General features: G+C 72.8%; 13 protein-coding genes. 10 read left to right on the forward strand and 3 right to left on the reverse strand.

Annotated features, from left to right (window positions below; all coding sequences use genetic code 11):
- Positions 1 to 351 precede the first annotated feature (351 nt).
- Positions 352 to 783 carry an ArsR/SmtB family transcription factor gene (locus E1283_RS21895; protein WP_132819826.1) on the forward strand — a complete coding sequence of 144 codons (432 nt, stop codon included), beginning with the start codon at positions 352 to 354 and terminating at the stop codon, positions 781 to 783.
- Here the strand turns inward: E1283_RS21895 and E1283_RS21900 are convergent.
- Both E1283_RS21900 and E1283_RS21905 read right to left on the reverse strand, forming a co-directional pair.
- Complete coding sequence (locus E1283_RS21900; protein WP_132819827.1) at positions 764 to 1,174, reverse strand: VOC family protein; 411 nt, start codon at positions 1,172 to 1,174, stop codon at positions 764 to 766. The two genes, E1283_RS21895 and E1283_RS21900, sit on opposite strands and share 20 nt — an antisense overlap.
- Before the next feature lie 76 nt (positions 1,175 to 1,250).
- The gene (locus tag E1283_RS21905; RefSeq protein ID WP_207930483.1) at positions 1,251 to 1,643 is read right to left on the reverse strand and encodes a helix-turn-helix domain-containing protein; all 393 of its coding nucleotides are present in this window, start codon (positions 1,641 to 1,643) and stop codon (positions 1,251 to 1,253) included.
- A 60-nt stretch (positions 1,644 to 1,703) separates the two neighbouring features.
- On the opposite strand from E1283_RS21905, the gene E1283_RS21910 reads away from it, so the two are divergent.
- From E1283_RS21910 to E1283_RS21920, 3 genes are read left to right on the forward strand one after another with little or no spacing between them, the layout of a single operon-like run.
- Positions 1,704 to 3,449, forward strand: a complete 1,746-nt coding sequence (locus E1283_RS21910; protein ID WP_132819828.1) for an ankyrin repeat domain-containing protein — start codon at positions 1,704 to 1,706, stop codon at positions 3,447 to 3,449.
- Between the two features lie 57 nt (positions 3,450 to 3,506).
- A complete protein-coding gene (locus E1283_RS21915; RefSeq protein ID WP_132819829.1) occupies positions 3,507 to 3,698 on the forward strand; it encodes a hypothetical protein in 192 nt (63 codons plus the stop codon).
- A 28-nt stretch (positions 3,699 to 3,726) separates the two neighbouring features.
- Positions 3,727 to 4,893 (forward strand): mandelate racemase/muconate lactonizing enzyme family protein, encoded by a 1,167-nt coding sequence (locus E1283_RS21920; RefSeq protein ID WP_132819830.1) that lies wholly within the window; start codon positions 3,727 to 3,729, stop codon positions 4,891 to 4,893.
- A 3-nt stretch (positions 4,894 to 4,896) separates the two neighbouring features.
- Here the strand turns inward: E1283_RS21920 and E1283_RS21925 are convergent, their stop codons facing one another.
- Entirely contained in the window at positions 4,897 to 5,637 is a 741-nt protein-coding gene (locus E1283_RS21925; protein WP_132819831.1) for a DMT family transporter, read from the reverse strand.
- Positions 5,638 to 5,898: 261 nt separating this feature from the next.
- Between E1283_RS21925 and E1283_RS21930 the strand changes: the two genes are divergently transcribed.
- The 6 genes from E1283_RS21930 to E1283_RS21955 form a co-directional block, all read left to right on the forward strand.
- Positions 5,899 to 6,531, forward strand: coding sequence for a GntR family transcriptional regulator (locus tag E1283_RS21930; RefSeq protein ID WP_165956202.1), 633 nt, complete (start codon positions 5,899 to 5,901; stop codon positions 6,529 to 6,531).
- Positions 6,532 to 6,590: 59 nt separating this feature from the next.
- Positions 6,591 to 7,739 (forward strand): pyridoxal phosphate-dependent aminotransferase, encoded by a 1,149-nt coding sequence (locus E1283_RS21935; RefSeq protein ID WP_132819833.1) that lies wholly within the window; start codon positions 6,591 to 6,593, stop codon positions 7,737 to 7,739.
- Positions 7,740 to 7,783: 44 nt separating this feature from the next.
- The gene (locus E1283_RS21940) at positions 7,784 to 8,569 is read left to right on the forward strand and encodes a FadR/GntR family transcriptional regulator (protein ID WP_132819834.1); all 786 of its coding nucleotides are present in this window, start codon (positions 7,784 to 7,786) and stop codon (positions 8,567 to 8,569) included.
- 127 nt (positions 8,570 to 8,696) lie between these two features.
- Complete coding sequence (locus tag E1283_RS21945) at positions 8,697 to 10,016, forward strand: extracellular solute-binding protein (RefSeq protein ID WP_132819835.1); 1,320 nt, start codon at positions 8,697 to 8,699, stop codon at positions 10,014 to 10,016.
- Positions 10,016 to 10,972 carry a carbohydrate ABC transporter permease gene (locus E1283_RS21950; protein WP_132819836.1) on the forward strand — a complete coding sequence of 319 codons (957 nt, stop codon included), beginning with the start codon at positions 10,016 to 10,018 and terminating at the stop codon, positions 10,970 to 10,972. Before E1283_RS21945 ends, E1283_RS21950 begins: the two co-directional genes overlap by 1 nt.
- Positions 10,969 to 11,573, forward strand: a 605-nt coding sequence (locus E1283_RS21955) for a carbohydrate ABC transporter permease (protein WP_425086211.1), incomplete at its 3' end; no start/stop codon positions are given. The genes E1283_RS21950 and E1283_RS21955, both read left to right, overlap by 4 nt.

Here is an 11,573-nt window from a genome sequence, read left to right on the forward strand (position 1 = left end):
CCGGTGAGGCGGGTGACGAGGGCGGGCAGCGTGAGCAACACGCACAGTGACAGGGGCCGCACGAGCTTGACGGGCACGACGGGGGCTTCCTTCCCGGGACGGGCACGGCCCGGCCGGGGCTCCAGGAAAGGGGTCGGCCAGGCATGACTGCTGGCCGAAGGTCTCGTCCGCCGGCCGTGGCCGGCCCCCGCCGCCGGAGAGCCCGAGGGCTCTCAGCGTGTCGACGCGCGGAAGTCGTGGACTACTCCCCTTCGGAGGAATTCCACCCTCGCATCCTTTCGTCAGTTGCGCAACTGGCGAAATGTTGGGCGCGGGGGACGCCTGGCGCCCGGCGCGACAGAATGGGGGATCATGCCATCGCCCCCACCCGCCGCGAGCCAGCCGGCACCCCACCCGTCAGCGGCCCCGGACCCGGGCCAGGAGTCCGCCGGCGAGCCGACCCCGGCACAGCTGAGGGCCGGGGCCGACACCTTCGGCCTGCTGTCCAGCCCCGTCCGGCTCCACCTGGTGTGGCTGCTGGCGAACGAGCCCGCCGACGTCGGGACCCTGGCCCAGCGCGTCGGCATGAGCATCCCCACGGTCTCCCAGCACCTGACCAAGCTCCGCCTGGCCGGCGTGATCTCCGGCCATCGCAAGGGGCGCCACCACCACTACGCGGTGGACGACCCCCACGTGCTCACGCTGATCCGGCAGATCTTCGACCACATCGCGCCCGACGGATCCCTCGCCCCCGATCCCCCGGCCGCCACTCCAGGAACGGGCCTCAGCCCTTCGGCTGGGTGAAGCGGAGGCGGTTGCCGAAGGGGTCGCGCAGCCCGCAGTCGATCCCGTACGGGCGCTCGGTGGGTTCCTCGGTGAACTCCACGCCGCGCTCGAGCAGCGTCCGGTAGGTCTTCCGGCAGTCGTCGGTGCTGAGGATGAGCCAGCCGCCCATCGCGCCCTTGGTCACGAGTTCGCGCACCTGCCGCGCGGTCTCCTCCGACATCGCCGGGGCGCCCGGCTTCTCCAACAGGATCTGCCGCTCGGGGTGGCCGGGAACGCTGACCGCGAGCCAGCGCATGAAGCCCATGTCGACGTCGGCGGCGATCTCGAGACCGAGGGTGCCCACGTAGAAGTCGAGGGCCTTGTCCTGGTCGAGCACGAATATCTGGGAGTGAGTGATTGCGGTGAACATGCGCCTCACGCTACTCAGCGGGCCGGGCGGAAACTTATCCGAAACTGCTCGGTCGCCGGGTCGCCGGGTCGACCGGTCAGGCGCTCGGCCGCGTCCACGCCATCGTGAAGCACGTCGGCACGCCCACGGCCACCGCCTCACGCCGGTACGCCCGCGGCGACCGGCCGACGATCTCGCGGAACGTGCGGCTGAAGGTGCCGGGGCTGGAGAAGCCGACCTCGAAGCAGATGTCCGTCACGGCCCGGTCGGTCTCCCGCAGCAGGAACATCGCCCGCTCCACCCGACGGCGCTGCAGGTAGCGGTGCGGCGTCTCACCGAACGTGGTGCGGAACGTGCGGGCGAAGTGCGCCGGCGACACGTGCGCGATCCGGGCCAGGGCCGGCACGTCCAGCGGCTGCGCGTAGGCACGGTCCATCACGTCCCGGGCCCGGAGCATCCGGCGGTTGCTCTCCTCTGCGGCGCTGCTCACGGCACCATCCCACCACGCCGCCGACCACCCGGTGTCAGTGGCGCGTGTCACGCTCGGCACATGGGATTCTTCGACGACCTGGTGCCGCGGGAGGAACCGGCGGCCGAGCGGCCGGTGTTGGCCCGGCTGACGCCGCCGCCCGCGGACGACGGTCGGTACGGTCCGCCCGTCGACCGGTTCGCGCCGGTGCTGCTTTCGGCGCTCGACGTCGTCGGCGCCGGGCCGGAGACCAGGGTGCTGCTGACGGGCTGGTCCGTGTGGCCGCGTTCCCTCACCCTGCACCTGGCGGTCTTCCGCAGGACCCGCCGGGCGGGCCCGGCCACGCGGCGCCAGTCGGGGCTCCGGGTCGGGCTGCGGTTCTCCGACGGCCGCCGGGTGACCTCGTTGGACGGCACGGAGCCACGGCGCATGACCGGGCCTCGGGGGGCGGCGGGCCCGGCCGTGTCGGCCGGGGCAGTCGGCCTCGTGCCGCTCGATCCCGGGCAGCACCTCTCCCGCGGATCCCTGTTCACGACCGACGTCGACCTCTATCTGGCGGAGCTTCCGCCGCCCGGGGAGGCCTGGCTGGTCGTCGAGTGGCCGGACGAGGGGATACCCGAGACCCACACCGCGATCGGGGTGGCGGCGCTGCGTGCCGCGTCGGGCCGGGCGATCGAGGTCTGGCCCGACCTGGAGCCCCCGGAGCCCACGGCGGGCCGGCGCCTGCTCGCGACCCTGGAGGTGGGCGGGCCACCGGCGTTCCTGGCGCCGCCGCTGACGAGCGGTCAACAGAGGCGGCTCGCGGACGAGGAGGAGGCCCGCCAGCGGTACGTGCCACGCGCCGACTGGCAGGGGATGGCCTACCGGAGCTGGGAGGACACGGCCCTGGTCCGGGCCCGGTTGGCCGGCGGCGCGCCACCAGGGGCCACGCTCGATCCCCGGGGCGCGACCCCGCTGCACCGCGTCGCGGAGCGGGGGGCCGCGGAGGCGGTCGGGCTGCTCCTGGCGCACGGCGCGGAGGTCGACGCCCGTGACGGCGACGGGCACACGCCGCTGTGGCACGCCGTGCGGGCCCTGGACGAGGGCACGCTCCGCGCGCTGATCGAGGCCGGCGCCGACGTGTGGACGCCGCAGACCGGCCCCTGGTCCCCCGGCCGGCTCCTCGCCACCACGTCGCTCGCCCCGCTGGTCACGGGCCTGCCGGGGGCGGTGGAGTCGCCCGCCGAGGAGGTCGCCGCGTTCCGGGCGGCCGGCGCGCTCATCGCGGCCTTCGGCCGGGAGCCGCTCTGGACGGAGGGGCTCGGCGTCGCCTTCGTGCGCGGCCTGGGCGAGGACGAGGTGATCCGGCGGCTGGGCGGCGACCCCGCGCGGTGCCCGATGACCGATCGCGAGCACCTGCCCTTCGACTCGGGCGACTACGACGCGGCGCTGCGCCACGTCGCCGTGCGGGGCGTGTCCGGGGATCCCGGCGGCTGTGTGGTCAGCCAGCAGGGATACCTGCCGAGTCAGAGCACCGTTCTGGAAGCCCTCTCGACGGACACCACCGCCTACGGGGTGTACTTCAACCCCAAGGGCGGCGTGTTCGGCACCCTGGCCGGCGACGGGGCGGCCGCCGCGCACGAGGAGATCGGCCTCCTCCCCCACCGGTCGGCCCCGGACGCCCACTGGCACTTCCGATTCTGGCAGCGCGGGCGGGCGTTGCCGTACCGCGCCAACGTCCTCGCCTACGCCTGTGCCGCGGCCGGACTGCGGATCACCGAGGGCCGGGAGGCGGTCGACCTCCGCACCCCGCGCCGCTGGGTGGCGCTGCCGGCGCGGCTCCGGTGAGGCTCCGGTGAGGCAGGCGTTCGGCGGCCGGTCGGACCCGATGGGTAGGGTGGCGCCGTGCGGGACGACGACGAACCGGTGTTCAGGCGGAGTCGCTGGGGTACCAGCGCCTACGTCTACAACCACCGCAACCCCGTCGGCCGGTTCCTCATCGTCCTCAGCCTGGTTCTCGTGGCGGTCGGCCTCGTGCTGATGGTCACCGGGACCGGCCCGTTCGCTCCCGCCGAGCCGGTGCCCACCGCGCCCTGACCCGGCCCCGCACGAGGAAGGTCGCGCGATGAGGATCACCGCCGTGTACGAGGGTGTGGTGCCCATCAGTTCGTCGATCCGGAACGCCTGGATCGACTTCAGCGCGATGGACTGTTCGATCGTCGCGATCGTCAGTGATGTCGTCCGCGACGGGAAGCCCCTGGTCGGGTACGGCTTCAACTCCAACGGCCGTTACAGCGCGGGCGAGATCCTGCGCCGCCGGATCCTGCCGCGGCTGATGGCCGCCGAACCCGGCAGCCTCCTGGACGAGCGGGGCGAGCTCGACCCCGCCAGGGCGTGGGACGTCATGATGCGCAACGAGAAGCCCGGCGGCCACGGCGAACGCTCCGTCGCCGTCGGCGTCGTCGACATGGCGCTGTTCGACCTCGCCGCCAAGATCGCCGACCAGCCGCTGTACCGGTGGCTGTCGGACCGCCACGGCGACGGCGAGCCCGACGACTCCGTCTTCGTCTACGCCGCCGGCGGCTACTACGCCCCCGGCAAGACCCTCACCGACCTCCAGGACGAGATGCGCGGCTTCCTCGACCAGGGCTACGACGTCGTCAAGATGAAGATCGGCGGCGCCGACCTCGCCGAGGACCTGCGCCGTGTCGAGGCCGTCCTCGACGTGCTGGGCGGCGACGGGTCCCGGCTGGCCGTCGACGTCAACGGCCGCTTCGACCTCGCCACCGCCCTCGCCTACGGCCGCGCCATCGAGCCCTACGGCCTCTTCTGGTACGAGGAGGTCGGCGACCCGCTCGACTACCAGCTCAACGCCGTGATCGCCGAACACTACGCCGGGCCCATCGCCACCGGCGAGAACCTGTTCTCCCTCCAGGACACCCGCAACCTGATCCGCCACGGCGGAATGCGCCCCGACCGCGACGTCATCCAGGTCGACCCGGCGCTCAGCTACGGCCTCGTGGAGTACCTGCGCATCCAGCGGATGCTGCGCCGACACGGCTGGTCCTCGCGGCGCTGCGTCCCGCACGGCGGACACCAGTTCTCCCTGCACATCGCCGCCGCCCTCAAACTCGGCGGCAACGAGTCCTACCCCGGCGAGTTCCAACCCACCGGCGGCTTCGCCGACAACGTCGTCGTCGAGCACAGCCGGGTCGGCCTGACCGAGATCCCCGGCATCGGCTTCGAGGGCAAGGCCGCCTTCCACCGGGTGCTGCGGCAGCTGCACGACTGACCGTCAGGGCGGCGGGCCGTCCTGCCGGGGGCGCGTCGCGCGGGTCGGCGCGACGAGCACGGCGCCGACCGCGGTGAGGACGACGAGCAGGCCGAGGATCGACACGGGCGCGATGTCCTCGCGGAGGACGACGGTTCCGAGGAGAACGCCGACGACCGGGTTCACGTAGGCGAAGGTCGAGGCGACGGAGGCGCTGAAGGTGCGGACGACGACGGCGTAGGCGCTCAGCGAGATCGCCGAGCCGAACACCACCAGGTAGCCGAACGCGGCCCACTGGGCGGCGCCGACGTGGTCGGGGCGCGGGACGCCGACGGCGAGCGCCGGGCCGGCGAGGACCAGCGCGGCCGCGGTGAACTGGAGCGCGGCCAGCGACGGGATGGTGAAGGCCGGCGCGACGCGCTTCTGGATGGCGGTGCCCGTGGCCCAGGTGGCGCCGCCGCCGACGAGCATGAGGATGGTGACGGCGGCGTGGTCCGGCTCCAGGATGTCGGCCGAGAACAGACCCGGCGCGACGACGAGGCCGAGGCCGAGGAAACCGACGCCCAGCGCTCCGAGCACCCGGCGGGACGGCGGCGTTCTGGTCAGGACCGCCTCGGTGGCCACCGTCCAGAGCGGGATGGTGCCCATCGCCATCACGATGAAGCTGGAGGAGGCGTAGGCGGCGGAGTACGTCGCGAGCCCGTTGCCCGCCGCCCACATCAGCACCCCGGAGAGGGCGGCCAGCGCCCGGGTCCGCCCGGGCACCGGGGCCAGGCGTCGTCGTCGGCGTCGGCGTTACGGCCAGGGCGGTCGCGCCGAGCAGGGCCGCGGCCGCGACCGCCCTGAGGAACTGGAGGTGGACCGGCGAGACCGCGCCGTCGCCGACGACGACCCGCACCGCGAAGTAGGTGCTGCCCCAGATGAGGTAGATCGCGACGAGCGGCGGATAGCGCGATCCCGACCTCCCCACCACCAGCCCCTCCCTCATGCACGCATCGTTGCATGCAAGACGCTAGGCTGTCCCCCATGCCGAACGCAACCGCGATGGCCGAGCGGGCCTACGCGCACACCAAGCGGCTCGTGCTCTCCGGCGCGCTGCCGCCGGGGCAGTTGATCAACGAGAGCGCGATCGCGACCGAGCTGGGGATCAGCCGCACCCCCGTGCACGAGGCGTTCCTGCGGCTGGAGACCGAGCGGCTGCTGGTGCTGTATCCGCGCCGGGGTGCCGCGGTGCAGCCGATGGCCCCGAACGAGGCGCGCGACGTGGTGGAGATGCGGCAGGCGATCGAGTCCGCCGCGGTCCGCCGCGCGCTGGCGGACGCCGCGCCGCCCGAGCCGGTGCTCGACGGGCTGCGCCGCCTCGTCGCCGAGGGGGACGCCCGCAACGCCGCCGGCGACCTGGAGGGGTTCGTGGAGTGCGACGCCGACCTCCACGGCGCCCTGATCGCCGCGTCGGGCAACGCCACCGCGTCCCACCTCCACGACCTGCTGCGCGACCGGCAGTCACGGCTCCGGCTGCAACTGCTGCGCCTGCTCCCCCAGCACATGGCGGCCGCCGCGGCCGAACACCACGGCCTCCTCGACGCCTTCGCCGCCCGGGACGCCGACCGCTACGAGGAACTGCTGCACCGCCACCTCGAGTTCTACCGCCACTCCTGACCCGCCACTCGCGCCCCCGCCCGCCGGCCCGGGCTCCGCCGCAGACCTGGAGAACGCCCATGCCGCAGATCGCCTCCACCGTGCGGGCGATACCCGCCTCCGGGATCCGACGGATCTTCGAGCTGGCCGCCGAGCTCGACGACGTCATCCAGCTGAGCATCGGCGAGCCGGAACTGCCGGTGGCCCCGCACATCCGGGAAGCCGGCGCGCGGGCCTGGCGGGACGACGTCACGAACTACACCCCGAACAGCGGGATTCCCCCGCTCAGGTCGGCGATCGTCGGGAAACTCGCCCGGGACAACGGCTACTCCGTCGGCGACGACCAGGTCCACGTCACCGCCGGTGGCGCGCAGGCGCTGCACCTGGCGATGTCCTTCACCCTGGCCCCGGGCGACGAGATCCTCATCCCCGACCCCGGATACGCGACGTTCGCGATGACGCCGCGCCTGCTCGGCGCGGTCCCGGTGCCGTACCGGTTGCGAGCCGAACACGGCTTCACGCCCGATCTCGCGGCGCTGGCCTCGCTCGTCACGCCGAGGACCCGGGTGCTGCTGGTCAACAGCCCCTCCAATCCGCTCGGGGTGGTGTTCGACCGTGCGACGGTGGGGGCACTGGTCGACTTCGCGGCCCGGCACGACCTGTGGATCATCAGCGACGAGGTGTACGAGTACCTGACGTTCGACGCGGGATGCACCAGCCTCGCGGCGGTCGACACCGAGGACCGGGTGTTCGGCGTCTACTCGCTGTCCAAGACCTACGCGCTCACCGGCGCCCGGGTCGGTTACCTCGTCACTCCGCCGGGGCTGACCGAGCGCTTCCGCGCCGCGCAGGAGTCGACGGTCAGCTGCGTCAACGCGCCCGCCCAGTCGGCCGCCCTCGCCGCGCTCGAAGGCGACCAGGACGGGGTCACCGCGGCCCGCGCGCACTACCGCGCCAACCTCGCGGCCGCCGGCGCCGTCCTGGACGGCCGGGGAATCCGCTACCAGCGCCCCGGCGGAGCGTTCTACCTCTGGATCGACGTCTCCCACGCCTCCGGGGGCGACGTCGCGGCCTGGGCCGAGCACTTCCTGCGGACCGAACGGGTCGCGGTCGCGCCCGGCACCGCCTTCGGGGCGGCGGGCGAGGGCTGGGTGCGGATCTGCTTCGCCGGCGGGCGCGCGCCGCTCGTCGAGGCGCTGGGCCGGTTCCCCGTTCCCGGCGCGTGCTGAGCGACGGGAGGGGACCCGGCCGACCTGCTGTTAAGCTCCGGGGCATGCCCGCCCCGCCCACGTCACCGCCGGGTCGTGACACGCCTTCCTCCCAGCGGGGGTTGCTCACGGAGCGCGTCGCGCGCCAGTTGGAACACGACATCAGGTCCGGCGAGATCGCCGTCGGCGCCAAGCTGCCGTCGGAGCGGGAGCTCGCCGAGCAGTTCGGCGCCAGCCGGAACGTGGTGCGCGAGGCGTTGCGTCGTCTGGAGGCCCAGCACCTGATCGAGGTGGCGCCCGGCCGGGGTTCGTTCGTCAGCGAGCAGAAGGCGGAGCGGGCCCGCGGCTACGACGCGCTGTACCGCGCGGAGCGCCCCACCGTGCGGCACCTCATCGAGGCCCGCATCCCGCTGGAGGTGGAGATCGTCGGGCTCGCCACGGAGCGGGCCACCGAGGCCGACCTCGGCGCGATGCGCCGGGCCAACGACGTCCTGCTGCGGGCGGCCGACGTCGTGCACAAGGCCCGCGCCGACCTCGACTTCCACGAGGCGATCGCGGCCGCCAGCGGCAATCCGGTGCTGCGCGTCATGCTGTCGTCGATCGGCGGGATGATGTTCGAGATGATGCTGCGCTCCAACTCGGACCCCTCGATCGGTGAGCCGGGTGTGCCGCACCACCCGGAGATCCTCGACGCGATCGAGGCCCGCGACGTCGAGCTGGCCAGGGCCCGGATGCGTGAGCACCTCAGGCTCGGCCTGCGCACCTACGGCGCCGACCTGGACCTCAGCCTGGACGTCATGGCGCGGCAGCACATCGAGGCACTGCTGCGGCAGCCGCCGCTCTCCGGCTGACGGGCGGCCCGAACTCGGGGCTGGTCAGATCGCCGGCGCCCTGTTACGGTCCAACTGGTCCTACCAGTTGGACCGCCATTTCCCGTGAAACGGGACACACCGTACAGCAAGAAAGTCGAGGACAAGGATGTCCACGAGCAGCCATCCGGTCGGGCGCCGTTCCTTCGGCAGGCTCGCCCTGGGTGTGGCGGCCGCGGCGGCGGGCGGGACGACGCTCGGCGCCTGCTCGGGACGCGGCGGCTCCGCGTCCCCGAACGCACCACTGCGCGTCATGGCGATCAACCATGTCTGGTCGCAGGCGATCGCCGGTCGGGTCGGCGAGTTCGAGGAGCGGGTCGGCCGCCGCGTCTCGATCACGATGCTCACCTCCGACCAGCTCGCCAACAGCTACAACGTCAAGCTCAACGCGTCCGCCACCGACGTCGACGTCATGATGGTCAGGGCGCTGCAGGAGCAGTTGCTCTTCGCGCACAACGGCTGGCTCGCCGACCTCACCGACCGCGTCGGTGACCGGGCGTTCGACTGGGACGACTTCCAGGAGGCGCCGCGCGAGCGCTCGATCACGGCGGGCCGGGTGCTGAGCGTCCCGGTGGTGACCGAGCGGCCGGCGCTCTACTACCGCCGCGACCTGGTGGCCGACCTCGGCGGGCCGCCGGCCACCCTGGACGAGCTGATGGCCATGTCGCTCGAACTGGCGGACCGCCGCGGCGGCTTCTTCGGCTACGTGGGGCGCGGGCAGCGCAGCGGCGCGGTCAGCCAGTGGTCGAGCTTCCTCTACTCGTTCGGCGGCGACTTCACCGTCGACGGCCGTTCCGGGATCGGCACCCGGGAGGCGATCGCCGCCTACGAGTACTACGGCGCCCTGCTGGAGCGCACCGGCCCGCCGGGCGTCACCAACATGAGCCTGGAGCAGGCGATGCCGATCTTCGCCCAGGGCAAGGCGGCCTTCTACATCGACGCCGACGCCATCTACACCAACTTCCTCGACCCGACGATCTCCACCGTCCAGGACACGGTCGGCTTCGCGCCGTTCCCGGCCGGGCCGGCCGGTTCGCGGCCGCACAACATCCCGTCCTGGAGCCTGGGTGTCAACGAGTTCTCGCTGCTGCGGGACGACGCCTGGGAGTTCGTCCGCTGGGCGTCGAGCCCGGAGATGGTGGCCGCGCTCCAGGCCGAGGGGATACCCGGCGCCCGGGAGTCCGCCTGGTCGGACGCCGCCACCCTGGCGTCCTTCCCGCCGGAGCTGGCGGAGACCATGCGCGTCAGCGCGGAGCGCGGGATCGGGCACGACCGGCCCGAGGTGCTCCAGGTCGGCCGCGCCCGCGACATCGTGGGCCGCCCGCTGGTGGCCGGGATCCTGGGCCAGCGTGTGCCGGGCGTCGCCCGCGACGCGGACGCCGAGTTCGCCGACTTCCTCGTCCGCGACAACCGCCACCGGGAGTCCTGATGACCACCGTCCAGACCGGGACCGCGCCGCGGCCGGCCGCCGGACGGGGACGGCCGGGTGGCCGTGCCCCGCGCACGTTCGAGCAGGCCAACCGACGGCTGAAGTGGGCGATGCTGGCGCCGGCGCTGCTCTTCGTCGGCCTGATGATCGTCTTTCCGCTCGCCTACACCCTCAACCTCTCCCTCACCGACGCCTTCGGCGCGGTCAACGCCGACAAGGACCACACCGGGCTGCGGAACTTCGCGGACGCGCTCGGCGACACCCGGCGCTTCTGGCCGGCCGTCCAGCGCACCGTGGTGTTCACCGTCGGCGCCGTGGTGTTGGAGACCGTGCTCGGTCTGGCGCTCGCCATGCTCCTGCGGAAGGCGTTCCGCGGCATCCGCTGGGTGCGGACTCTCCTGATCATCCCGCTGCTCGCCACCCCGGTGGCGATCGGCATCCTGTGGCTGCTGATCCTGGACCCGACCAACGGCATCGCCAACCACCTGCTGGAGTCGGTGGGGTTGCCGCCGCAGGAGTTCCTGGGGTCCGTCAGCCAGTCGCTGCCCACCCTGATGCTGATCGACGTCTGGCAGTGGACCCCGATGATGACGCTGCTGCTCCTCGCCGGCCTCTCCACCCTGCCCGAGGAACCCGAGGAAGCCGCCCTGGTGGACGGGGCCAACGCGTGGCAGCGGTTCCGGCACGTGGTGCTGCCGATGCTCTCCACCACCCTGGCCACGGCGTTGGTGCTGCGCTCCGTCGACGCGCTCAAGACCTTCGATCTGCTCTACGCCACCAAGGGCCCGGGCGGCGGCTCCGACTTCGAGGCCGAGACCCTCAACGTCTACGCCTACGGCCTCACCTTCGACTACCTGGAGTACGGGCTCGCCTCGGCGGTCCTCGTCCTGTTCACCCTCTTCATCATCGGCGTCGTACTCGTGCTGCGCCGCCGCGCCGGAAGGAAGGAAGCATGAGGGCCAACGCCGCCATGAGGGCCGACGCCGCCGCGAGCGCGGCCCGGCGCCGGCGCGGTCTCGCCTGGCTGCGGGGCATCGCCGTCACCGTCGTCTCGCTGATCTTCGCACTGCCCATCGTGTGGATGTTCGCGGCCGCGTTCAAGACCAACGTGCAGGTCACCGACCCGAGCGTGGGGCTGTTCTTCTCCCCCACGCTGGAGAACTTCCGCAACGTCCTGGCGGACGGCGAGATCCTGCACGCGATGCGCAACTCGCTGATCGTGGGCGGCGTCTCCACCGCGCTCTCGGCGCTGATCGCGGTGCCGGCGGCCTGGGCCGTCGGCCGGTTCCGGATGCACCGCACCGGGTCGCTGATCCTGGTGGCCCGCATCATCCCGGCGATCTCGCTGCTGGTGCCCTGGTACTACCTGTTCGCACGCGCCGGCCTGGTCGGCAGCTACACCGTCCTGATCCTCAGCCACATGTTCGTCTCCGTACCACTGATCCTCTGGATCATGATCGGCTTCTTCGAAGGCCTGCCCGTCGAACTGGAGGAAGCCGCCCGCACCGACGGCCTCTCCGCCTTCGGCGCCTTCTGGCGCATCGCCCTCCCCCTCGC

This window comes from Streptomyces hainanensis, from assembly GCF_004348415.1.
GTDB lineage: Bacteria > Actinomycetota > Actinomycetes > Streptomycetales > Streptomycetaceae > Streptomyces > Streptomyces hainanensis.